Origin of the sequence: Streptomyces sp. NPDC002032 (assembly GCF_042890765.1) — a bacterium.
Classification (GTDB): domain Bacteria; phylum Actinomycetota; class Actinomycetes; order Streptomycetales; family Streptomycetaceae; genus Streptomyces.
On sequence record NZ_JBIASM010000030.1, the window covers coordinates 1 to 22,126 of the forward strand.

At 73.0% G+C, this 22,126-nt stretch carries 18 protein-coding genes and 1 pseudogene; 15 read left to right on the forward strand and 4 right to left on the reverse strand.

Annotated features, from left to right (window positions below):
* The 14 genes and pseudogenes from ACFYYT_RS34980 to ACFYYT_RS35045 form a co-directional block, all read left to right on the forward strand.
* Positions 1 to 1,500: pseudogene (locus tag ACFYYT_RS34980) on the forward strand (hypothetical protein); the annotation flags it as partial.
* A 43-nt stretch (positions 1,501 to 1,543) separates the two neighbouring features.
* Positions 1,544 to 2,116, forward strand: a complete 573-nt coding sequence (locus ACFYYT_RS34985; RefSeq protein WP_351829084.1) for a pentapeptide repeat-containing protein — start codon at positions 1,544 to 1,546, stop codon at positions 2,114 to 2,116.
* Positions 2,117 to 2,948: 832 nt separating this feature from the next.
* Positions 2,949 to 3,245, forward strand: coding sequence for a DUF6507 family protein (locus ACFYYT_RS34990; protein WP_351829043.1), 297 nt, complete (start codon positions 2,949 to 2,951; stop codon positions 3,243 to 3,245).
* Between the two features lie 477 nt (positions 3,246 to 3,722).
* Positions 3,723 to 4,019 (forward strand): hypothetical protein, encoded by a 297-nt coding sequence (locus tag ACFYYT_RS34995; protein WP_351829046.1) that lies wholly within the window; start codon positions 3,723 to 3,725, stop codon positions 4,017 to 4,019.
* A gap of 67 nt (positions 4,020 to 4,086) precedes the next feature.
* A complete protein-coding gene (locus ACFYYT_RS35000; RefSeq protein ID WP_351829049.1) occupies positions 4,087 to 4,743 on the forward strand; it encodes a hypothetical protein in 657 nt (218 codons plus the stop codon).
* A gap of 289 nt (positions 4,744 to 5,032) precedes the next feature.
* Positions 5,033 to 5,431, forward strand: a complete 399-nt coding sequence (locus tag ACFYYT_RS35005; protein WP_351829052.1) for a hypothetical protein — start codon at positions 5,033 to 5,035, stop codon at positions 5,429 to 5,431.
* A gap of 104 nt (positions 5,432 to 5,535) precedes the next feature.
* Positions 5,536 to 6,174: a hypothetical protein gene (locus ACFYYT_RS35010; RefSeq protein ID WP_351829055.1), complete on the forward strand. Its 639-nt coding sequence runs from the start codon at positions 5,536 to 5,538 to the stop codon at positions 6,172 to 6,174.
* Between the two features lie 107 nt (positions 6,175 to 6,281).
* Positions 6,282 to 7,046, forward strand: coding sequence for a hypothetical protein (locus tag ACFYYT_RS35015; RefSeq protein WP_351829058.1), 765 nt, complete (start codon positions 6,282 to 6,284; stop codon positions 7,044 to 7,046).
* A 130-nt stretch (positions 7,047 to 7,176) separates the two neighbouring features.
* The gene (locus tag ACFYYT_RS35020; protein ID WP_351829060.1) at positions 7,177 to 7,533 is read left to right on the forward strand and encodes a hypothetical protein; all 357 of its coding nucleotides are present in this window, start codon (positions 7,177 to 7,179) and stop codon (positions 7,531 to 7,533) included.
* 241 nt (positions 7,534 to 7,774) lie between these two features.
* Positions 7,775 to 8,017: a hypothetical protein gene (locus ACFYYT_RS35025; RefSeq protein ID WP_351829062.1), complete on the forward strand. Its 243-nt coding sequence runs from the start codon at positions 7,775 to 7,777 to the stop codon at positions 8,015 to 8,017.
* A 13-nt stretch (positions 8,018 to 8,030) separates the two neighbouring features.
* The gene (gene eccD, locus ACFYYT_RS35030) at positions 8,031 to 9,380 is read left to right on the forward strand and encodes a type VII secretion integral membrane protein EccD (RefSeq protein ID WP_385319077.1); all 1,350 of its coding nucleotides are present in this window, start codon (positions 8,031 to 8,033) and stop codon (positions 9,378 to 9,380) included.
* A gap of 25 nt (positions 9,381 to 9,405) precedes the next feature.
* Positions 9,406 to 10,593 carry a hypothetical protein gene (locus tag ACFYYT_RS35035; protein ID WP_351829065.1) on the forward strand — a complete coding sequence of 396 codons (1,188 nt, stop codon included), beginning with the start codon at positions 9,406 to 9,408 and terminating at the stop codon, positions 10,591 to 10,593.
* The gene (eccCa, locus tag ACFYYT_RS35040; RefSeq protein ID WP_351829067.1) at positions 10,590 to 14,600 is read left to right on the forward strand and encodes a type VII secretion protein EccCa; all 4,011 of its coding nucleotides are present in this window, start codon (positions 10,590 to 10,592) and stop codon (positions 14,598 to 14,600) included. Before ACFYYT_RS35035 ends, eccCa begins: the two co-directional genes overlap by 4 nt.
* A gap of 4 nt (positions 14,601 to 14,604) precedes the next feature.
* Entirely contained in the window at positions 14,605 to 16,002 is a 1,398-nt protein-coding gene (locus ACFYYT_RS35045; RefSeq protein ID WP_351829069.1) for a DUF6177 family protein, read from the forward strand.
* 68 nt (positions 16,003 to 16,070) lie between these two features.
* Here the strand turns inward: ACFYYT_RS35045 and ACFYYT_RS35050 are convergent, their stop codons facing one another.
* Both ACFYYT_RS35050 and ACFYYT_RS35055 read right to left on the reverse strand, forming a co-directional pair.
* The gene (locus ACFYYT_RS35050) at positions 16,071 to 16,739 is read right to left on the reverse strand and encodes a response regulator transcription factor (RefSeq protein ID WP_351829071.1); all 669 of its coding nucleotides are present in this window, start codon (positions 16,737 to 16,739) and stop codon (positions 16,071 to 16,073) included.
* A 17-nt stretch (positions 16,740 to 16,756) separates the two neighbouring features.
* The gene (locus ACFYYT_RS35055) at positions 16,757 to 17,974 is read right to left on the reverse strand and encodes a sensor histidine kinase (RefSeq protein WP_351829073.1); all 1,218 of its coding nucleotides are present in this window, start codon (positions 17,972 to 17,974) and stop codon (positions 16,757 to 16,759) included.
* Between the two features lie 107 nt (positions 17,975 to 18,081).
* On the opposite strand from ACFYYT_RS35055, the gene ACFYYT_RS35060 reads away from it, so the two are divergent.
* Positions 18,082 to 19,068, forward strand: coding sequence for an SAM-dependent methyltransferase (locus ACFYYT_RS35060; RefSeq protein ID WP_351829075.1), 987 nt, complete (start codon positions 18,082 to 18,084; stop codon positions 19,066 to 19,068).
* A gap of 87 nt (positions 19,069 to 19,155) precedes the next feature.
* Here the strand turns inward: ACFYYT_RS35060 and ACFYYT_RS35065 are convergent, their stop codons facing one another.
* Together ACFYYT_RS35065 and ACFYYT_RS35070 are read right to left on the reverse strand one after the other, a co-directional pair.
* Entirely contained in the window at positions 19,156 to 20,715 is a 1,560-nt protein-coding gene (locus tag ACFYYT_RS35065; protein ID WP_351829078.1) for a M28 family metallopeptidase, read from the reverse strand.
* Positions 20,716 to 20,929: 214 nt separating this feature from the next.
* Positions 20,930 to 22,054, reverse strand: a complete 1,125-nt coding sequence (locus tag ACFYYT_RS35070; RefSeq protein WP_351829081.1) for a DUF5937 family protein — start codon at positions 22,052 to 22,054, stop codon at positions 20,930 to 20,932.
* Between the last annotated feature and the right edge of the window lie 72 nt (positions 22,055 to 22,126).

A 22,126-nucleotide genomic window follows, 5' to 3' on the forward strand; every position in this document is an offset into this window, starting at 1 on the left:
ATGTCGGTGCCGGGGATGAGCACGGCGTTCTGGATGGCGGACGACAAGGATCTGCCGGGCTGGATCCGGGATTCGCGGACGGCGGTGAAGGAGACCGGCAAGGCGCTGGTCGCGTGGGACGAGTGGGGCAAGAACCCGGCGCGGGCGGCGGGCGCGGTCACCTTCAACGTCCTGACCACCGTTTTCACGGGTGGCGCGGGGACGGCGGCGAAGGCGGGCACGGTCGCGAAGGTCATCAGCGTCGCGGGCAAGGCCGGCCGCCTCATCGACCCGATGACGTACATCGGCAAGGCCGGATCGCTGGCGAAGGTCAAGATCGGTGACCTGTTCGCGAACCTCGGCAAGGCCGACGGGGCCTTCCCCAAGCTCGATGACGTGGTGTGGAAGGACCTCCCCAAGGCGGACGCCCCCGGGATCACCTTCCCGCACCCGGACGACACGGTCCGGCTCCCGGACGACGCGCTGGGCCGGCCGCAGTACTTCGACAAGACCTCGAACCAGCTCCTGGACCACAACGGCGTCCCCAAGCAGGACCTGAGCTCGGTCCCCAAGGGCCCCGACCACCCCCTGGCCGAAATCCCCAAGCACGAACCGGTCCCGGCCACCGTCGGCGCCCACACGGCGGACGCCACCGCCCACACCCCGGGCCACACCCCGGGCGGCATCGCCGAACACACCCCGGGCGGAGTGGCCGACCACGGCGCCCACAACACCCACACCGAACCCGGCGGCGGAGGCACCACCCACCACGGCGGCACGGACACCACCCACACCGGCGCCAGCCACGACACCCCCACCACAGGCGGCGGCGGCCACGACGGCCCCACCACAGGCGGCGGCCACACGGACACCCCCTCCACGGGCGGCCACGGCGACGAACCGGGCGTCCCACACCAGGGTGGCGAGCCCGGTCACGGGGACGGTCATGGTTCTGACGACAGCCCCCGCGTCCCTCGTGAGGATGGCGGCACTCCGTCGGTCGGCGGCGACGGTTCGAGCCCCTCGCACGAGCTTTCTCCGGATGAGAAGGTCGCACTCAACGAGCATCACAGCGATTTGGAACAGCGGTACGCCGACGACTTCGACGAGTTGAAGCACGACCCTGATCACAAGGGCAAAGTGGCACCCTCTGAGATGGATGAGGCACGAGTGGCTCTCGATCTCCGTGAGAGAGGGGCGCTTCCTGCGGACATTCAGCGCCCTCCGGGGAACAATCAGGGCGACCTCTATGCTCCGGGAACGGGGGAGTTCTACGACATCAAGGGCGTGCACTCCGACTGGCCGCCTCTGAACGACGCGCGCAACAAATCCATGCCCTTCAAGAACGCGTACGATCCTGCGAACAATCAGCGATGGGTGGATACGCTCAACAAGCAGATCGTGACGAGGAAGCGCATCGTCATCCTTGATATGAGAAATGCCAATCAAGCAGCCATTGACGACCTGAAGGCGATCGTCGATCGGCACGGGTGGAGTGATCGAGTTGTCTGGTATCCGTAACGAGGGCCGAGTCGTGAGGAGCTGGCCCGCTGATGCGGAAGCAGTGGCGGTATTGAGGGACTGGGTTGCGGAGGACGTTGGCCTGCTCGATGCTGCCGGGCTTGACCTGTCTCATGTCGACTTGTCCCATGCAGACTTGGCCGACAGTCTCCTCACCGAGACCGCCCTCCAAGGAGCCCGTCTCGTCCGTGTGGATCTCTATCGCGCGCACCTTGAGGGTGCCAATCTGGACGAAGCGGACCTCTCGGGTGCGTCGTTGGTGAAAGCTGAGCTGGACCAGGCCTCGCTGCGCGGCGCGGTGCTGAACGGAGCCGATCTCGGGAGTGTCGAAATGCGCGACGTGGATGGCAGGGGGGCCTCCTTTCGGCAGGCATCGCTGCACGGTGCGTCACTGACCAATGTCGACCTGCGGAGTGCTGACCTGACCGACGTGTCCGTGTCGGAGACGTTCATGCAGACGGTCTTCGATGACCAGACAGTGGTATCCGGCCTCTCGGGCACGATCTTCGGTCCTGCCGAAGTGGTGGCGGGTGAGGGGCGAAACACGCTGGCCGGGGTCGCATTGGAGTCATGGCTGAACAGCCGAGGCGCGAGGGTTCGAGTCCTCCCCTCTTGATCGGGCCGCTCCCCGAGTTCACCGGTGATTGCTCCATGCAGGCAGTACCACCCATCGTTGCCTGTGTGCTCGCGGAGGCCTTCCGCCGTCTTCCGAGGACCGCTCCGGTCGGCCGCGCACAGGAGAGAAGTCGGTGATCACGTCCGAGCCCGTCGGTGAATGGTTCTGGGAGCCCGTCCCGCCGGCGGATCCTGCCGACGGCTGTGCCTGGAGGGCTCGCGGCGGGGGGACATGGGCGGGCCGTTGTTCGCCCGCAGTGGCATTCCGCCGGGAACGCCCCGCGCCTCGCCGCCGCGGATCTCCGGGGTGACGGGGGCCCCGGTCGACCCCGGCGACCCGACCCGGTACGCGGATCCCACCGCCGAGGGGTTCGCAGAGCCGGGGGAGGCGGGCGCGGAACACGACGACGTGTGGGGCATGTTCGAGGTACCGACGCGGTGGCGGCGGCTGACGGCCCTGCTTCCCGGTGGCCCCGACCGCCGAGACTACGGGAGCACCACCGAACTGCCGGTCCGCTACGCCCGAGTACGGTGCGGGGAGCAGGTGCTCGGCTGCCTCATGGCATCGGCCGACGGGGCGGCGGGCTATGAACCCCGGAGCGCGGCCGGTGACGCGGCCTTCGAGGCCGGGGCTGTGCGGCTGGCGCGCCTGCGTTCCGCCCGCCTGCGGGGCCTCGGCGCGCCGGAGGCGCTGGACGGACTGCTCGGCGCGTCGGCGGACGGGGGCCCGGACGGCTCCGCCGTCGGGACCGTGGCGCGGGAGACGGCTTCCCTGGACGCGTTGGAGGAACTGTCGGGACGGTACCGCGGCGGAAGGCTTCCAGAAGGCGGGCATGTCGTTGCAGACGGAGCTGCCGGAGGCGGCCAAGCACGCCGGCACGGTCACTCCGGGCGGCGGCACGGGCGGTGAAGGCGGGGGAATGGGTCCGATCGCCGGCGCGCTGGGTGAGCTCATGAACTCCCACCAGTACCGGCTCGCGTACATCTCGGCGCGTACGGAGGCCTCGCTCGACGGCGCGATCAAGGCGACGACGGCGTACGTGCAGGGCAACCTGGAGCAGGCGGCGAACGCGCAGGCCGAGGCGCTGAAGGAGCCGAAGGTCGACCTCCCGGGGGCGGGGCAGAAGTGACTGATCACGTACCGATCAATCCCGGACGACGCGCTGGGCCGGCCGCAGTACTTCGACAAGACCTCGAACCAGCTCCTGGACCACAACGGCGTCCCCAAGCAGGACCTCACCTCGGTCCCCAAGGGCCCCGACCACCCCCTGGCCGAAGTCCCCAAGCACGAACCGGTCCCGGCCACCGTCGGCGCCCACACGGCGGACGTCACCGCCCACACCCCGGGCCACACCCCCGGCGGCATCGCCGAACACACCCCGGGCGGCATCGCGGACAACGGCGCCCACAACGCCCACACCGAACCCGGCGGCGGAGGCACCACCCACCACGGCGGCACGGACACCACCCACACCGGCGCCAGCCACGACACCCCCACCACAGGCGGCGGCGGCCACGACGGCCCGACCATCCCCCACCAGGGCGATCACGGACCCGGCGGCGGAACCCCGGGGGCTGGTGCTGAAAACGCCGAGCCCCCCGCCAAGGTGAGGAAGCCCGAGGAGTCCTGGCCGGCCAAGGAAGACATCGTCGGCACCGCCAGGGGCAAGGACCTGATGTACCCCAACTCCCGCCACAACCTGAGCGGCATCAGGGGCGGGCAGGTGGACACGAAGAACACCATCATCCTGCCGGAAACGAAGGAGCTGGTTAAGCAGGACATCTCGGAGATCGCGGCCGGGCGCGCCGAGTACGACCCTCTGACCCAGAAGTACACGGTCAACGGTCGTACCTACGGTGTAGAGCACACCGGCCGTACATTTCCCGTCTCGGGTCCCGAGTGAATTCGATGACCGGAACTGGGACGCGACCGTCACCTGTGACTACGAGATCCTCGCGGGCCAGCTGAGCGTGTACGGCGCCGAGGAAGTGCCGGATCAGCCCTCTGAGGAGGACCTCGCCGGCGCGCTGGCGCGAGCGCTGGACACATCCGTCCTCGCATCCTGGGGAAGCGTTCCGTCGATTCACCGGGTGGTGACGCCCGGAGGCCTCATCACCTTCGCCCGGGTCGAGGAGCTGGAGGACGAGGAAGCAGGCTGCACGGTGTCCGCCACGCAGGTGGCGGTACCGGACTTTCCCGGCGCGACGGTGGAGGGACTCCCCGAGGTTCCCCGGGAGGTTCCTGTGCCCACTCCGGTGACGGACGCGCTCCTGCCTGACGTGGACCGGCACAGTGCGGCCGGTGAGGCCCGTACGCTCGTTTGGCTGTGGGAGACGTTCATCGCGCGGATGACGGCAGGGTGGCCGCCCGTGGGGTGGTACGGGGCCTCCATGTACCGGGAGGGGCTGGAAGACCGCGATCGGCTGAGCGCGGCGATCGAGGCGCTCACCGCCGATGAGCGGGTAGTCGTAGCCGCGTCGCTGGAGTTGCTGGATACCGCGTATCGAGAGCACACGGTGGAGGACGGCGGCCAGGCGCTGGCGGCGGCGCTCGAAAAGGATGCCGCGGACATGGCCCCTGCGGCTTGGTACTGGCACCGCCGCCCGGCGACCCTTCCGTGGGGCTGAGCCGCTGCGGCTGATGCGAGGGTTCGAGACCTCGCAAGAGCCGTGGCTGGTGCAGCTGCGGGCGGCCCGTCGGCGCGGCTCCGGCGCCCCGGCGGCGCTGTCCGGTGCTCCTCGGCCGGACGCATCCGGGCCCGGCCGGGGTCGACCGTGGAGGTCGTGGTGTACGGGTCTCCTACGCTGGACGCGCCGAGCGAGCAGTCTGGCCGTTGCTGAGGGCGTAGGAGAGGTGTGCAGCGTTGGAACCCGAAGTCCCGACCGTGCTGGAGCGGTTGCGTTTATGAAGGACAGGGTGACGGGCGAAATCGGCGGTGGCGCCCCCTTCTCGGTGCGACGTGTCGATGCTGACGATCCCGATGTCGACATTGATATGGGGAACCGGATGCTCTATCGAGACGAGTTGTTCACGGGGGAGGTGGCCGAGTATCAGGATGGACAAATCGCCTGCCTTGACGTCTATCTTGACGGAGTCCGGAACGGCTTGTCTCGGATGTGGCACCTGGGCGGCGCGCTGAAGCTTCAGGGAACCGTTGTCAACGGGGCTGCGGTGGGTGAATTCTTGGAGTGGCATCCCAACGGTGTTCTCAAATCGCGAAAGTTCTTCGACGACGACATTTTCTCCCTCAAGGAGGAGAGCGTCTGGGACGAACAGGGCAACCTCGTCCGCGAATGGCGTCGCGAAGCCGGGTGAGCCACAGGCCCTGCGGGGCGGTACGTCCACGGCGTTCAAGCGTGCCGCCGGGTGAGCGGAGAGGGCCGGCATTCTGTGGCGACTGCCTACCGGAGGGGGATCTGATGCTGATGCGCGCGCCGAAGGAGAGCGGCTCGTGGTTCTGGGACCTGGACGAGGTGAGTGAGCCCGGGCTGGAGCCGGCGCTGGCGACGGCCGCGCGGATGACCGCCGTGCTGTCCGCGCACGGTCTGCTGGAACCGCACGCCCTGAAGTGGAGCTGGTTCGAAGTCGGCAAGGGGGGCCTGGGCATCGACAGCGGGCTCAGCCTCCTGCGGAGGTCCCTCACCGACGAGAAGACGGCGGACGAGATCCGGGCCTGCCGGCCGGTGGGGCACCCGGGTGCGGAGATGACGGGCTTCGTCGTCATCGGTTCGGGGACGTGGTTCGACGCCGAAGGCGTCGCCCGCACGGAGGAACGGCTGGTGGAGCTGCTGGTGTCGCCCGACTCCATCGGACCGTCCGCGGAGCTGTCCGTGCACCACGACGTGTGGGGCACCTGCGACTTCCGCGGCAATCCGCACCCCGCCGTGTACGCCCGCAACGCCCCGCGCCTCGCCGCGGCGCTGCGGGAGCTGGACGCGCTGCTGGGCGTCGAGGCCGAGCCCGGGGAGCCCACCTACTTCGGTGTCTCCCAGGCCTACGGGGTGCAGGAAGCGGAACTGGTCGACGGCCGGGGCCCGGATCTCACCGACCTCATGTGATGGGGGGCGGGAACGTACCGCTGCCCGTGGCAGGCCGCGGACGAGGCGCCGCTCCACGGGATGAGGGCGCCCGGAGCTCTGGACGGACTGTAGGGAAGGTGCTGAGGATGCCGCAGTCGGCGGCCGCGCGGAGGCTGGAGCGGTTGCGCGGGGTGGAGTGGGACATGCGGTGGGATCTGGCGTTCGCGCGCGTAGGGTCCCGGCGGGTGCTGATGTGGGAGTACCTGCGGCGGGCCGCCGTGTGGGCGTCGGCCTGCGGGGCCGAGGAGGCGTGGCCCTTCTACGACGTCACGGCTTACCTGGCCCCGGAGTTCGGGCTGGGGCGGGAGCAGGAGGAGCGGCTCGCCGGGCTGTTGCGCGCCGTGCCCGGCGAGGAGCTGCGGCGCACCTGCGCGGGCGCCGTGCGGCTGGCGGACCTCGGGGAGCGCGCTCCGGCAGTGGTGGCCGGGCTGCCGGACCCGTACGAGCCCCTCGTCCTGTTCTACGAGCGCGGCGGCTCGTTCACCCGCGACTGCTCGGGAAGCTTCCTCGACCTGGTCGGCGCGCTGTACAAGCCCGGCCCGCTGCGGGGTTTCCTCGGCGCCCGGCCCGTCGGCCCGCTCGGCGCGGCCGTGCTCGACGCGCTGGACGCCGACGGGCGGGTCACGTACTACATGTCGGAGGACGGTCAGGGCCCCCTTCTGCGGCGGCGGGTGTTGCGGGACGAGCACACGGACGAGTTGTTCGGCCGTCACCTGCGCTGGGAGCCGACGGATCTGGTCCCCGGCTCCGAGCAGGAGGCCAAGGCGGCGGGCCTGGCCGAGCTCGACGAGCTCAAGGCGGCCAACCTCATCGGGACGATCGTGGCCGCCGCCCCGGGCTCCGGCCGCTGACCACCCGGCCACACGGGCAAGGAACAGGACGGCGCACGGACCTGTCTATGGGAGAGCCGGCCCGTTCGTCGCTCGGGGGCGAGGGCAGCGGAGGTGCTGGGGGCACGGATCGAGGAGGGCATCACGGCCGATGAAGATCGACATCGGCGATCCGGACGTGGACATGGACGATGCGCAGCGACTCCTCTATAAGAGCCAGCTGTATGCCGGAGAGGTGGTCGAGTACGCGGGCGGATCCCTGGTGAGTCAGGACAGCTATGTGTCCGGCCGCCAGGACGGCATTTCGCGGGAATGGTACAAGAATGGCGTCCTGCGGTCCGAGGGGGTCGTGCGTGCGGGGAAGCCGCAAGGAGAGTTTCGCGAGTGGCATTCAAGCGGGACGCTGAAATCGCGGCAGGTGTTCGACGACACCGGACTCCTCCGGGAAGAGGAGCTCTGGAACGAAGCAGGACACCGGACAAGGTCTTGGCGGCTGGCCGAGGACTGAGTGCTGCGCGCGCCGAGGGGGAGGGCTCGTGGTTGCGGGGACGGGGGCCGAGGTGCTCGGGGCCGGGCCGTGCCGGCTGCCCTCCGACCGCGGCCCCGGGGCCGCGGCGGGCTGGTGCGGATCGACGAGTTGGAGGCCGCCCGGCGGATCGGGCGCCGGGGTGCAACCGGGACCGCCGGTTTCGGCGTGGTGAGGGGGCGTACTAGCGTGCGGGGCGCAAGGGACGGGAAGGGAGGCCGGGATGGCGGCTGAGGATTACGACAGCCAGTTGCTGGAGTCCGTCGCGGTACGGCGGCGGCGGATGCGCGACGCCGTGCTGTTCGGGGCGCAGCGCGGGCGGCGGGTGGCCGACGAGCGGATCGGGAAGGCCGTCGCCGGGCTGGTCATCGCGGCCGTGCTGTGCGCGGGCTGCGTCGGCTGGTCGTTCATCTCGCACCGGCTGATCGGCAAGGTCGGGACGCCCGGACAGGTCCGTACTCGGTGATAGGTTCGGGCGCGTGGTGAGCATGGGGGCGGGAAGCGGGACGGCACTGAGCCGGGTCACCCTGGTCGGTGAGCGGCGGCGGATGGATCTCGTACTGCCTTCGCTGGAACCCGTCGGGCGGTTGCTGCCCGATGTCATACGGATGCTGGACGACCGGGTCGCCGCGCAGCCGATGCTGCGGCATCTGGTCACCGGTGACGGGTCGGTCATCGAACACGACACCTGCCTCGCGGACGCCGGCATCGCCGACGGCGCGGTGCTGCGGCTCGTGCGGGTGCAGGACGTACCGTCCGCGCCCGTCGTGCACGACGTGACGGACGAAGCCGCCGAGGACCTCGACGTACGCGCCTGGCGCTGGCGGCCGTCCGCGCGGCGGATCACCGCCGGGGCCGGACTCGTCGGATGGGCGCTGCTCGCCGGGTGGTTCGCGCGGCGGGAGTTCGCGCCGGGGGCCGTGGCCGGGGTGCTGCTCGCGGCCGCCGCCGTCTGCGGGGTCCTCGGGGCGCTCGCCGGGCGGCTGAAGCGGTCCGGGCTCGCGGCGGCGCTGCTGGCGAGCACCGGGGCCGTCGGGGTGCTCGGGGCGTGGACCCTGGGCGACGCGCAGCACTGGGGTCCGATGGGACGGCTCGCCGCCGTGGCGGGCGCCCTCGCGGTGGCGCTGGCCCTGCTGGGGTGGTTCACGCCGCTCGGGCGGGGCGGGTTCGTCGGGGCCGTCGCCGTGGTGGCGCTGACCGGGGGCTGGGAGGCCGTCGCCGTCGCGCAGGGCGGCTCGGGGGCCCGTACCGGAGCCGTGCTCGCCGTCGCGTCGGTGGTGCTGCTCGGGGTGCTGCCGCGGCTCGCGCTGGCCGCGGCCGGGCTGACCGGACTGGACGACCAGCGGGCGCGCGGGGCTTCGGTCAGCCGGTACAAGGTCGCGACCGCCCTCGGCGCCACCCACCGGGGCATGGCGCTGGCCACCCTCGCCACCGCCGTCTCGGCGGGCACGGCCGGGGTGCTCGCGCTGCGGGAGCCCGACGTCTGGACGGTGTCGCTGGCCGTCGCCGTCGCCGTCGTACTGTGGCTGCGCGCGCGGGCGTTCCCGCTCGTCGCGGAGGTGGTCGCGCTGCTGCTGGCCGGGGCCGCCGTCACCGTCGCCGCGCTGCTGGTGTGGGCGGACCGGGCCGGGGCGGCCGGCCCGCTGGCGACGCTGCTGGCGCTGGCGCTGGCGGCGCTCGGGGTGCTGGCCGTACAGCCGCCCGAGCACGTACGGGTCCGGCTGCGTCGATTCGGGGACACCGCCGAGTCGATCGGCGTCATCGTGCTGTTCCCGCTGCTCATCGGGGTGTTCGGCGTGTACGGGCGGCTGCTCGGCACCTTCGCGTAAGGGTTGCGACTCAGACATGTCAGACATGAGCCAGAGCCGGCGTGACGACTGGCAGGCCGGGGTCCTCGGCGAGCTGACGGGCACGGGGCGGCCCGCGGAGTCCCGCGGGGCGGCCCCCGCCCCGGGCCCGGCCCCCGCCGATCCCGGACCGCCCTCCATACCGGCGCCGGCCCCGCACCACCCCAGCGGCTCCGTCACGGCCGGGCGCCCCCAGCCGCGACCCCAGCCCCAGCCCCAGCCCCAGCCGTACCCCTACGCCGCCGCCCCCCAGGGCCGGCGGCTCGCGCCCGAGACCGTGCCGGTCCCCGGGACCGAGGCCGCCGGGCGGCCCCGGCACGGGGACCCCGCCGGGCGGCGGGTGCTGCGCGTGCTGCGCGGGGCGCTCGGCGGCTCCGCCGCGCGGGCCGTCGCCACCGAGAGCGGGCTCGCCGCCCAGGTGCAGCAGCCCGTCACCACCGGCCGCCACATCGTCGTCACCAGCATCCGCGGCGGCTCCGGCAAGACCACCGTCACCGCCCTCCTCAGCCGCACCTACAACCACTTCCGCCACGACCCGGTGCTCACCCTGGAGGCCGACGCCGCCCTCGGCACCCTGCCCGTCCGGCTCGGCGTCGAGGCCCTGCGCTGGACCTGCGGCGACCTCGCCCAGATCGTCCGCCCCTCCATGCAGCTCACCGACGTCACCGGCTACCTCGTCCCGCTCGCCGACGGCGGCTGGCTGCTGCCCGGCAGCCAGGGCCGCATCGGCGCCCAGGTCGACGTCGCCACCTACCGGACGGTGACCGTCGCCCTGCGCCGCTACTTCGGCGTCACCGTCGTCGACTGCGAGACCCTGCCCGGCGAGGTGGCCCGTACCGCCCTCGACACCGCGCACGCCCGCGTCCTGACCACGCCCGCCACCGCCGAGGGCCTCGTCTCCACCCACGCCGTCCTCGACTGGCTCGCCACCCTCCCCGTGCCCGTGCTGCCGCGCACCACCGTCGTGCTGACCTGCCAGTCCCCGCACCCCGCCATCGACCTCGGCAAGGCCGCCGAGAAGCTGGCCGCGACCGGCGCCGGGGTCGTCGTCCTCCCGTACGACCGCCACCTCGCCTCCGGCGGCGCCGTCCGCACCGAACTCCTCGGCGCCCAGACCCGGCAGGCCTCCGTACGCCTCGCCGCGGACGTGCTCCAGCGGGCCCTCGCGCTCCCGGCGGCGGGTGCGGCCCGGTGACCCAGCAACTCGTCCACCGGCCCGCCCGGGGCACCCTGCCCCCCGCCCCCGCCGAGGCGCGCAGCGTGGAGGCCCCGCCCAACCTGCCCGAAGGCAAGATCGGCAGCCCGGCCACCGCGCTCCTGCCGATGGCGGGCGTGATGGGCTCGGTCGTGATGATGACCGTCATACGCAACAGCCAGTTCGCCGCCGTCGGCGCGATCGTGCTGGTCTTCGCGCTGATCGGCGCCGTCGCCCTGTTCTGGTCCCAGCGCGGCAAGGCCCAGCGCACCCGCCGCTCCCAGCGCGAGCGCTACCTGGAGTACCTGGAGGAGCAGCGCGAGGAACTCGGCGCCCGCGAGAAGGAGCTCCGCGAGGAGGCCCGCCGGCTCAACCCGCCCCCCGAGGCCCTCTACGACCTCGTGCGCGACCCGGCCCGGCTGTGGGAACGCCGCCGCGCCGACCCCGACTTCCTGCGCCCCCGCCTCGGCACCGGCGAGGTCGCCGTCCAGCCGCTCGCCCTCGGCTCGGGCGGCGGCGGCGTCCTCACCCCGCCCGACCGGTTCATGCTCAACGAAGCGGGCGCGCTCATGTCCCGGTTCGCCCGCGCCAGCGACTTCCCGCTGACCGTGCCCCTGGACCGGGCCGGGAACATCAGCGTCGTCGGCGACCGCGAGGGCGTCCTGCGCGTCGCCCGCGCCCTGCTCGTGCACACCGCCGTCCTGCACGCCCCCGACGACGTCGCCATCGCCCTCGGCGTCCCCGGCGACCGGCTCGAAGCGGACTGGGAGTGGGCCAAGTGGCTCCCGCACGTCCTCGACCCGCAGGAACAGGACGGCCCGGTCGCCGCCCGCCGCATCGCCCCCAGCCTGCCCCAGCTCGCCGACGTCCTCGCCCCCGAGCTGCGCCGCCGCGCCTCCTACGCGGCCGAGGTCCGCCGCGGCCTGTCCGACCGGCGCGCGCTGGCCCTCGCCGCCCGGCTCCTCGTCGTCAGCGACGAGTACGGCGAGAACGCCGTCGAACTGCCCCGCCCCGACACCGCGGTGGGCCTGGCCGACATGAACACCACCGTGCTCCACCTGCTCGCCGAGCAGGTCCACGAGCCCGACGAGGTGACGATACGGATCACCGTGGACGGCCCGCGCGTCACCGTCAGGGACCTGCGCACCCCGCAGGCCCCCGCCGCCGAGGGCCTCTGCGACGACCTCGGCCCCGCCACCGCCGAGGGCCTGGCCCGGATGCTCGCCCCGCTGCGGCTGTCCGCCGAATCCGTCGCCGAGGGCACCCCCGTCTCCGGGCCCGTCGACTTCATGGGCCTGCTCGGCATCACCGACCCCGCCGCCCTCGACGTCCGGCGGATGTGGGCGCCGCGCGGGGAACGGGACTTCCTGCGCGTCCCCATCGGCATCGACGACCGCCACGGCCCCGTCCTGCTGGACCTCAAGGAGTCCTCGCAGCTCGGCATGGGCCCGCACGGGCTGTGCGTCGGCGCCACCGGCTCGGGCAAGAGCGAGCTCCTGCGCACGCTCGTCCTGGCCCTGGTCACCACGCACGCGCCCGAGGACCTCGCCATGGTCCTCGTCGACTACAAGGGCGGCGCCACCTTCGCCCCCTTCGAGAAGCTCCCGCACGTCGCCGGCGTCATCACCAACCTGGAGAACCAGGCCGGACTCGTCGAACGCGTCCACACCAGCCTCGCGGGCGAGGTCAAGCGTCGCCAACAGGTCCTCAAGGACGCCGGACACGTCGCCGACATCGGCCACTACGCCGTCCTGCGCGCCGAGAACCCCGAACTGGAGCCGCTGCCCCACCTCTTCGTCGTCATCGACGAGTTCGGCGAACTCCTCACCGCCAAGCCCGACTTCATCGACCTCTTCCTGTCCATCGGCCGCATCGGCCGCTCCATCGGCGTGCACCTGCTGCTCTCCAGCCAGCGCATCGAGGGCGGCAAGCTCAAGGGCCTGGACACCTACCTCTCCTACCGGCTCGGCCTGCGCACCTTCTCCGCCGACGAGTCCCGCACCGTCCTCGACACCACCGACGCCTTCCAGCTGCCGCCGCTGCCCGGCTTCGGCTACCTCAAGGTGGACACCTCCACCTACACCCGCTTCAAGGCCGGTTACGTCTCCGGCCGCTACCGGGGCCCCGCCACCGACCGCGACCCCGCCGCACAGGGCCCCCTCGCCCTGCCCTACCCGGCCTTCAACACCCTCCGCGACAGCGCCGGTTCCCCCGAGGACACCGAGGAGAAGCCCACCGCCACCGCCCGCGAGAGCGGCCCCAGCGTCCTCGGGGTCATCGTCGACCAGCTCGCCGCGGCCGCCCCGCCCGTACGCCGCATCTGGCTCCCGCCGCTGCCCGACGCGATCCCCCTCGACGCCGCCGCCGGACCGCTCTCCGTCACCGGACGCGGACTCCAGCTCGCCGCCGACCGCCGCCCGCCCCTGCGGGTACCGCTCGGGGTCCTCGACGACCCCGCCCGCCAGTGGCGCGGCCCCTGGGAACTGGACCTGAAGGTCGCCGGCGGGCACACCGCCGTCACCGGCGGCCCCCAGTCCGGCAAGACCACCCTGCTGCGCACCCTCGCCCTGTCCCTCGCGCTCACCCACACCCCGCAGGAAGTCGCCGTCTACGGCCTCGACCTCGCCGGGGGCGGCCTCGCCGCGCTCGCCGGACTCCCGCACGTCGGCGGGATCGCCGGACGCGCCGACCGCGAGCGGGCCGCCCGTACCGTCGCCGAGGTACGGGGCATGCTCGCCGCCCGTGAGGCCCTCTTCCGCGAGCACTCCGTCGACTCCGTCGAGCAGCTGCGCCGGCTCCGCGCCGACGGCGCGCTGCCCGAACTGGCCTCCACCGACATCGTGCTCCTCGTCGACGGGTACGGAGCCTTGCGCGAGGAGTTCTCCGACCTGGACGAGGCCGTCACCGACCTCCTCAAGCGCGGCGGCGGCTACGGCATCCACGTCGTCGCGGGCATGCTCCGCTGGAACGACGTGCGCATCGCCAACCAGTCCCTCTTCGGCAGCCGGATCGAACTGCGCCTCGGCGACCCCTCCGACTCCGCCATCGACCGCAAGCTCTCCGAGACCATCTCCCCCGACACCCCCGGCCGGGTCCTCACCGACGGCAAGCTCTTCGCGCAGACCGCCCTGCCCCGCATCGACTCCCGCAGCGGCACCACCGACCTCGCCGCCGCCCTGGAGGAAGCCGCCGGCACCGTCCTCGCCACCTGGCACGGCGACCTCGCCTCGCCGGTACGGGTCCTGCCCGCCCGGCTGCCCGCCGCCCGGCTGCCCTCCGCCGCCGAGGAGCCCCACCGCGTCCCCATCGGCGTGGACCAGGACGTCCTCGCGCCCGTCCTGCTGGACCTCTTCGGCCAGGACCAGCACCTGCTGATCCTCGGCGACACCGAATGCGGCAAGACCAACCTGCTCTCCCTGATCGCCCGCCAGCTCATCGCCCGGCACGGCGAGGAGGACCTCGTCTTCGCCGTCTACGACCCCCGCCGCGGCCTGCGCGGAGTCGTCCCCGAGCCCTATCGCGGCGGCTACGCGCACAACGCGAAGCTGGCCGCCGCGCTGTCGGCGGGCATCGTCGGGGAACTCGACAAGCGGCTCCCCGAGGACGGCTTCGACCCCGACGCCGAACCCGGCGACGGCCCCGGCTTCGCGGGCCCGCGCATCGTGGTCCTCGTCGACGACTACGACATCCTCACCACCGCCGGACAGCAGCCGCTCCAGGCGTTCGTGCCCTACCTGCCGTCCGCCCAGGACATCGGCCTGCACTTCGTCATCGCCCGGCGGGTGGCCGGCTCCTCCCGGGCCCTGTACGAACCGCTGCTGACCACCCTGCGCGAATCCGGCACCACCGCCCTCGTCATGAACGGCGAACGCTCCGAGGGCCAGCTCTTCCCGCAGCTCTACGCGAGCGCCCAGCCGCCGGGCCGCGGCACCCTCGTCCGGCGCGGGCGCCCGCACCAGATCGTGCAGACCGCGCTGGCCGCCCCCCTCACCCAGGAAGCTCCGTGACACCGTGACCAAGGACGTCATCGCCCTCACCCCGAACATGCCCGACACGGCCGCGCTGCTCGTGGCCCTCGCGGCGGGCGGCACCGACCTGGACGCCACGGCCGTCGCCGACGGGGCCGTCATCCAGCTGCTGGGCGCGGGCGGCAGGCCGCTGGTCTCGGTGGAGGCGCCCGTCCTGGTCCAGGTGCCCGGCGAGGTGGAACGGCTCCTCGGCACCCCCGCGCGCACCCCCGTCTGGTGGACGGAGACCCGCGCCTCCACCGCCGTCCCCGAGGCGGCCGACCTGGCCGGAGGCGTGGCCGGGCGGCTCGCCGAAGTCCTGGGCGGCACGGTCTGGCCCCCCGGCGCCGGACGGATCACCGAGGTCCCGGTCGGCTCCGAGGCCGCGGCGGCGCCCGCGCCGGTGGGGGCCCTGCCCACCGTCGACGTGGTCACCGAGTCCACCGCCGTCGTCCTCGCCGACCGGCCCGTGGTCCCGCTGACGGCCTGGCTGTCGGACGTCCTGCGCACCACGGCCGGCTTCGGCGCGGCCCTGCACATCGTCACCCCCGCCCACTGCCGGCTCAGCCTGCCGCTGCGCGCCGCGCTGACCGGCGCGCCCAACCGGTGGGTCGTCCAGGACCCCGACTGCGGCTACTACGACGGCCTCTCCGGGGCGGTCCTGAGCTGGCAGGAGGGCACCTTCGCGCCCGTCCGCGACGCAGCCGGCCAGACCCGGGCCGCGGCCGCCTTCACGCGGGCCGACGCCGACGCGGCGGGGGAACGCCGGCTGACCGTCTCGTTCCGTACGGAGCACCCCGCCGAGGAGGAGACCCTGCTCGGCCGCTCCGTCGAAGCCGCCTGGCGGGCCCTGACCGGGGAGGCGCCGGCGGGCTGGGGCACCGCCGAGCCGGTGAACCTGCCCTGGTCGCCGCGCCAGCTCACCGGGCTGGCCCGGGGGCGGGCGCCGGAGCCGACCCTGCTCACGGTGGTGGGGCCGGACGCGCTGGCCGTCGTACGGGTGAGCCGCACGGCCGGCGGGGTCGAGGAGGACGTCACCCTGACCCTGGGCCGGGGCCCCGCCGACCCGCTGCCGCTGGACGCCCTCGCGGGACTCGCCGGGACGCTGGTCGCCGAACACGGCCTGGTCAGCATGCTGGCCTCCGTCGGGCCGGGCCGCCGCGACCTCGCGGTGGTGCCGAGGTTCGGCGCGGCGCCGCTGCCGGTGTCGTTCACCCTGGGCGGGGCGGGCGTCGCCGGGGCCACGCTGACCCACGCCCGTCGCCCGCCGCTGGCCCTGCGGCCGTCCACGGTCGGCCCCGCCCACCGGCCGGGCCTGCACTACCCCCTCGGCGACGGCACCGACCCGGCCGCCTGGGACACCCTCTCCACGCTGCTGGCCCACCTGCGCACGACGGTCTGACGGCGGCCCGCTGCGGCCCTCCGCGCTGGCCCGCCGCCCCGGCCCGCCGCCCGGCCGGCGGCCGCGCGCTACAGACCGCCCGCGCGGACCAGGCCCGTCTCGTAGGCCAGGACCACGACCTGGACCCGGTCCCGCAGGTCCAGCTTGGTCAGGATGCGGCCCACGTGCGTCTTCACCGTGGCCTCGGAGAGGACCAGCCGGGCCGCGATCTCGCCGTTCGACAGGCCCTGGGCCACCAGCAGCATGACCTCGCGCTCCCGGTCCGTCAGCCGCTCGACCTGCTTGTTCTGCGGCTCCTCCGTCGTCGACGGCAGCAGCGGCGCGAACCGGTCCAGCAGCCGCCGCGTCGTCGACGGCGCCACGACCGCGTCCCCGCTGTGCACGGACCGGATCGCGGCCAGCAGCTCGGCCGGCGGCACGTCCTTCAGCATGAACCCGCTCGCTCCCGCCTTCAGCCCGGAGAAGGCGTACTCGTCCAGGTCGAAGGTGGTCAGGATGATCACCTTCGGGTGCTCCTCCGGCTCACAGATCCGCCGCGTCGCCTCCACCCCGTCGAGCTTCGGCATGCGCACGTCCATCAGCACCACGTCCACCTTCGTGGCCCGCAGCACCTCCAGCGCCTCCAGGCCGTTCCCCGCCTCGGCGACGACCTCCATGTCCGGCTGGGCGGCGAGCACCATACGGAAGCCCGTGCGCAGCAGCACCTGGTCGTCGACGAGCATCACGCGAATGGACATCAGTTACCTCGACCTCGTCATCTCTTCTTGAGCGGGAGCAGCGCGCTGATGCGGAAGCCGCCTCCCGGCCGCGGGCCCGCGTCCAGGGTTCCCCCGACCATACCGATGCGCTCGCGCATGCCGATCAGGCCGTGGCCGGCGCCGTCGGCGCCGCCGTCCTCGTACAGTTCGTGCGCCGCGCCCCGGCCGTCGTCCTCGACCAACAGGCCGAGCCCGTCGTCGAAGTAGACCAGGCGGACGCTCGCCCGGGCCTTCGGGCCCCCGTGCTTGCGGGTGTTCGTCAGGGCTTCCTGCACGATCCGGTACGCGGTCAGCTCGACCCCGCTCGGCAGCTTGCGGGGGGCGCCCTCGACCTCGAAGTCCACCGTCAGCCCGGCCGCCCGCACCTGCTCGACCAGCACCTCGATCTGCTCGACGTCGGGCTGCGGCACGTAGTCCTCGGACTCCTGCGGCTCGCCCGTGCGCAGCACGCCCAGCAGCCGCCGCATCTCCGCGAGCGCCTGCCGGCCCGTCCCCGAGATCGTCTGGAGGGCCTCCTTGGCCTGCTCGGGCGCCACGTCCATGACGTACGCGGCCCCGTCGGCCTGGACCACCATCACCGACACGTTGTGCGCGACGACGTCGTGCAGCTCGCGGGCGATCCGGGCGCGCTCGGCGGCCACCGCCACCTTGGCCTGCGCCTCGCGCTCCTTCTCCAGCCGCTGGTTGCGCTCGACGAGCTGCGCGTAATAGGCGCGGCGGGTGCGCAGGGAATCGCCCATCACCCAGGCCAGGGCGAAGGGGACCATCATGAACAGGGTGAACAGGACGACCTCGGACGTACTGGTGCCGGGGCCCTTGTCCACGCCGTGGCGCGCGAAGTACAGCGGCGAGGCCAGCAGCCCGACGCCCAGCGCGGTCCGGGAAACCCATCGCGGGACGTCCCCGGCGGCCACGGTGAACAGGACCACCAGCATCGCGAAGTCGAAGAGGTTGGCCTCCGGGCCCAGCACCAGCTGGCAGACGCCCGCCCCGACCGTCAGCCAGAACATCGGCACGGTCCACTTGCGGCGCAGCGCGACGGCGGTGCACAGCGCGACCACGACCGGCACGGCCAGCAGCCGGTGCAGGGTATCCGCGCCGGTCGCGCCCGAGTCGCTCGCGACGATCAGCATGGACAGCCCGAAGAGGAGGACAGCCCAGAAGCTGTCGACGCCCGTCGGGTGTCTGCGGATGAAGTCGTAGAGGCGCTGCACGTAACCCAGAGTAGGGAAAGGAGATAGGTGCTGGAGTCAACCACAGGTGCGATCCCTGGGGCGGGGGAGTACTCCCCAAGGTGGAGGGTGACCTTAGCCTTTGTCGGATGAGCGCTGAGGATGCAGTCAGGGGGCCGGTCCGCTGGCGGGCAGCGATGGAGGCCGCGCTGTACGGTCCGGGCGGTTTCTACGTGCGCCCCGGCGGCCCCGGGCCCGCCGGGCACTTCCGCACCTCCGTGCACGCCTCGCCCCTCTACGCGGGAGCCGTGGCCCGGCTGCTGCGCACGGTGGACGAGGCCCTCGGGCACCCGGCGCGGCTGGACCTGGTCGACGTCGGGGCCGGGCGCGGCGAGCTGCTGACCGGGGTGCTGGCGGCGCTGGAGCCCGGGGTGGCGGCGCGGGTGCGCCCGTACGCCGTGGAGCGCGCGGCGCGGCCGGCCGGGCTGGACCCGCGGATCCGCTGGGTGGCCGAGCCCCCGGCGGGGTCGGTGGGGCTGCTGTTCGCGAACGAGTGGCTGGACAACGTACCCCTCGACGTCGTGGAGGACGGCCGCTACGTCCTGGTCGCCCCCGACGGTACGGAGACCCCCGGCGGCCCCCCGGATCCGGCGGACCGGGCCTGGCTGGAGCGGTGGTGGCCCGGCGCGGCGGCCGGGGAGGGCCGGGCGGAGGTCGGCCGGACCCGCGACGAGGCCTGGGCGGCGGCCGTCGCCACCCTGGAGCGGGGCCTGGCGGTGGCGGTGGACTACGCCCACACCCGCGCGGCCCGGCCCCCGTACGGCACCCTGACGGGGTTCCGGGCGGGCCGGGAGGTGGCGGCGGTCCCGGACGGCGCCCGCGACGTCACCGCGCACGTCGCGCTCGACGCCTGCGCGGGGCCGGGCGCCGCCCTGCTCACCCAGCGCGAGGCGCTGACCGCGCTCGGCGTCTTCGGCGGCCGCCCCCCGCTGGCCCTGGCCTCCACCAACCCGGCGGCGTACGTCCGGGCCCTGTCGGCGGCGGGCGAGGCGGCGGAACTCACGGCCCGCGGGGGCCTCGGCGACTTCGGCTGGCTGGTCCAGCCGGTCGGCGTCCCGCCCTGGCCGCCGGCGTAGGCCGGGGACGGCGGGGGGCCGCCACCCCGGCGGGATGACGGCCCCTGCGACGGCTGTCGCGTGCGCATGTGTGCGCGCGGCGTACGACTACTGCGAGACGGTGTGGTCGTGGTCGTGACCCGGGCGCAGACCGCCGCCGTTGCCCGAACCGGTGGTCGGCTTGGAGACGACCGGCTGCGTCAGCGGGGCCAGGTCGTAGGCGTAGTGGCCGACCGCGTTCGCGATGACGTCGACATTGATGTCGAGCGCCTTCTGGTCGATGTTGGTGATGTCGTCGCCCTTGCCGTGGTAGTTCACGTCGTAGGCGACACCCGCCTGGCCACCGAACTTCGCCGCCTGCTCGGGCGTCTTGATGCCCTCGGCGCCGGTGTCCGTACCACCGGACGGGATGCCCGCCTCGATGAACGGGCCGTAGTCCGAGCGGCCGGTGAAGTCACTGCCCTCGTGCGGGATCTTCTGCGCGTCGAGGAAGTCGGTGATCTGCTTCTCCAGCTGCGCCGAGCCCTCGGGGCCGGGGCCCGAGCCGACCTTGTCGGAGTCGTCGCCGTCGTAGACGAAGTACGCGGCGTTCGGCGAGGCGATCATGTCGAAGTTGAGGTAGAGCTTGATCTGCTTCTTCTGCTCCGGGGTCAGCGAGGCGACGTATGCCTCGGAACCGAGCAGGCCGAACTCCTCAGCCGACCACCAGGCGAACTTGACCTTGTTCTTGACCTTCGTCTGGCTGCTCGCCAGGCGCTGCGCGACCTGGAGGATGCCCGCCGAGCCGGAGCCGTTGTCGTTGATGCCGGGACCGGCCGCGACCGAGTCCAGGTGCGCGCCGAGGAAGACGGTGTTGTTCTCGTCGCCGCCCTTGGTCTCCGCGACCACGTTGAAGGTCTTGCGGTTCTCGCGCAGCTCCCGGATGTCGAGGGTGAGCTCGACCGGGCCGGCGGCCGCCTCGGCGGCCAGCTTCTCGCCCTCCGCCTGGGAGACGCCGCCGGTGGGGACCTTGCCCGCGGCGGGGTCGCCGAGGGTGCCATTGAGGGTGCCCGCCGTGTTGTTGTAGATGACCGCGCCCACCGCGCCGGCCGCCGCCGCGTTCTGCTGCTTCACCGCGAAGGTGCAGCCGCCCCGCTTGACCAGCGCGATCTTGCCGGTGAAGGTGCCGGGCGCGAAGTCGCCGGGCTCGCAGCCGTTGGAGCCGTCGGCGTCGACCGGGGCGACCGCGAGCTGCGCGGTGACGCCGTCCGCGGGGCCGCTGGCCGTGTACGTCATCAGGTTGATCGGGACGTCGCGCTCGTTGGCGCCGTTGACCTTCAGCGTTTCCGCGACGGTCTCGACGTACACGAACTCGAACTCGTTGCGCGTGACCTTGTACCCGGCCGCCTTCAGCACGCCCTCGACGTACGTGGCGGACTGGACGTGGCCCTTGGAGCCGGCGACGCGCGTGCCCTTGTTGTAGTCGGCGATCGACTGGAAGACCTTCAGGTGGTTGTTGGCACCCTTGCCGGTCGACTCCCGGACCAGCTTCCTGGCCAGCGCGTCACCCTTCGCGGCGTCGCTCTCGGGGCTTGCGGTGGCGCCCGCCGGGCCGGCGAGGAGGAGCGGGGAGACGAGGGCCGCGGCCGCCAGAGCGGCGGTGGCTGCGGCTATACGGCGAGAGGGCATGAAGGTCCTTTCACGGCACGCGGGCAGTGGGGTGGGGCAGGTGAGTGGTGGACGCACGTTAGGCATCAACAGACCGCTCTCGCCAGACTTTTAACTGCTTCCGGTTTGTGAAATCCGCATATCGGTGAGTCTGCGCCGATCGAATTCGGCCACCGTCCGCAGAAGGGTCACCGCGGAAGTCACCGCGGAAGTCACCGCCGAAGTACCGCGGAAGTCACCGCAGGATCCCCTCGATGAAATCGGAACCTATGCGGGCCACCACCGCCAGATCCAACTGATGCTGGACATAACGCCCTTGGCGGCGCGTGTGCAGCAGCCCCGCCTTCTTCAGCACCGCCAGGTGCCGGGACACCTCCGGCGGCGTGATCCCGTACACCCGCGCCAGCTCGCTCGTCGTGTACGGGGCCCGCGCCAGGCTCCGGCACAGCATCATCCGCATCGGGTGCGCCAGTGCCTCCATCCGGCGGGTGAGCAGCTCCACCGAGCCCGGCGGGGAGCCCAGCTCGGGCGAATCCAGCGGGTAGTGCACCACCGGACGCCAGCCGGGAGCGTGCAGTACGAGCAGGTGCGGCCAGCCGAAGTTCGTCGGTACGAAGAGCAGCCCGGCCCCGATCCGCGGATCGGTGGCCGTCGCCTGGCCGTTGACCATCTTGTCGGCGGTGATCGTGGTGAGCCCCTCGTCCACGCTCAGCGCCGCCGACACCTCCCGCAGCACCGCGGGCAGCCCCTTGCGGCGCAGCACCTCCGTCTTGTGCCGGGTGTCCGCCGTCTGCCGGGACTCCAGGCGCCCCCAGGTCTCGGCGAAGAAGGCCTCCTCGCAGTCCTCCAGCATCCGGCGCAGCCAGACGCGGACCGCGTCGGTGTCGTCGAGCAGCCGGACCGAGAACGCCAGCTGGCGGGGGCCGCGCGCGGCGGCCGTCTCCAGCGCCTTGGCCCGGGCCCCCGCGTCCTTCAGCGGGGAGGGCCCGCCGCCCTCGTTGTAGAGCGAGAGCCAGCAGTGCTCCAGGGCGGCCATCACGAACCGCTCGTCGTCCATCCGGTCGAGCGTGTCCAGGTCCTCGGCCAGGGTCGCCCCGGGACGGCCGCTGCCGCCGGGGATCCCGGCGAAGGGCATGAAGATGTCCGAGAAGGAGCTGCGCCACATGAAGTCGGCGTCCAGCAGCCGGTCCGCCAGGCAGGGGTCCAGCGCGGCCCGGGTGGCCGTCGTCCAGGACTGCAGGCGGGGATGGTGGGTGGGCTGCGACAGCGCGTGCAGCGCCATGCAGAGCTCGGCCAGCGGGGCCGGCGCGAAGCCGATCCGCTCCGCGGGGAGCCCGGCGATGTCGATGGTGACGCTCATCGCCCCATTCTGGCCGGTGAGCGCCCTCCGCCGATGCCCGGGGTACGCCATCCGGCCCGGCCCCCGCGCCCC

Coding starts and splice junctions, on each gene's coding strand:
- ACFYYT_RS34990 (WP_351829043.1), top strand. CDS start 2,949: ATGTCGTTGCAGACGGAGCTGCCGGAGGCGGCCAAGCACGCCGGCACG.
- ACFYYT_RS35010 (WP_351829055.1), top strand. CDS start 5,536: ATGCTGATGCGCGCGCCGAAGGAGAGCGGCTCGTGGTTCTGGGACCTG.
- ACFYYT_RS35015 (WP_351829058.1), top strand. CDS start 6,282: ATGCCGCAGTCGGCGGCCGCGCGGAGGCTGGAGCGGTTGCGCGGGGTG.
- ACFYYT_RS35020 (WP_351829060.1), top strand. CDS start 7,177: ATGAAGATCGACATCGGCGATCCGGACGTGGACATGGACGATGCGCAG.
- ACFYYT_RS35025 (WP_351829062.1), top strand. CDS start 7,775: ATGGCGGCTGAGGATTACGACAGCCAGTTGCTGGAGTCCGTCGCGGTA.
- ACFYYT_RS35035 (WP_351829065.1), top strand. CDS start 9,406: ATGAGCCAGAGCCGGCGTGACGACTGGCAGGCCGGGGTCCTCGGCGAG.
- ACFYYT_RS35050 (WP_351829071.1), bottom strand. CDS start 16,739: ATGTCCATTCGCGTGATGCTCGTCGACGACCAGGTGCTGCTGCGCACG.
- ACFYYT_RS35060 (WP_351829075.1), top strand. CDS start 18,082: ATGAGCGCTGAGGATGCAGTCAGGGGGCCGGTCCGCTGGCGGGCAGCG.
- ACFYYT_RS35065 (WP_351829078.1), bottom strand. CDS start 20,715: ATGCCCTCTCGCCGTATAGCCGCAGCCACCGCCGCTCTGGCGGCCGCG.
- ACFYYT_RS35070 (WP_351829081.1), bottom strand. CDS start 22,054: ATGAGCGTCACCATCGACATCGCCGGGCTCCCCGCGGAGCGGATCGGC.